Origin of the sequence: Staphylococcus kloosii (genome assembly GCF_032139365.1) — a bacterium.
In the GTDB taxonomy this organism is placed as follows: Bacteria; Bacillota; Bacilli; order Staphylococcales; family Staphylococcaceae; genus Staphylococcus; species Staphylococcus kloosii_A.
Window position 1 is genome coordinate 1 of record NZ_JAVTDB010000007.1, and the last position, 520, is coordinate 520.

The window sequence follows — 520 nt, forward strand, 5'->3', positions numbered from 1 at the left end:
AACATGTGAATACATAGCATGTTTGAAGGCATACCCGGAGAACTGAAACATCTTAGTACCCGGAGGAAGAGAAAGAAAAATCGATTCCCTGAGTAGCGGCGAGCGAAACGGGAACAGCCCAAACCAACAAGCTTGCTTGTTGGGGTTGTAGGACACTCTATACGGAGTTACAAAAGTTATGGTTAGACGAAGTATCTGGAAAGATACATCAAAGAAGGTAATAATCCTGTAGTCGAAAACGATAACCCTCTTGAGTGGATCCTGAGTACGACGGAGCACGTGAAATTCCGTCGGAATCTGGGAGGACCATCTCCCAAGGCTAAATACTCTCTAGTGACCGATAGTGAACCAGTACCGTGAGGGAAAGGTGAAAAGTACCCCGGAAGGGGAGTGAAAGAGAACTTGAAACCGTGTGCTTACAAGTAGTCAGAGCCCGTTAATGGGTGATGGCGTGCCTTTTGTAGAATGAACCGGCGAGTTACGATTTGATGCAAGGTTAAGCAGGAAATGTGGAGCCGTA

General features: G+C 46.5%; 1 rRNA gene. It reads left to right on the plus strand.

What is annotated here, in order from left to right:
- Positions 1–520: ribosomal RNA gene (locus tag RPL90_RS00630) — 23S ribosomal RNA — on the plus strand; the annotation flags it as partial.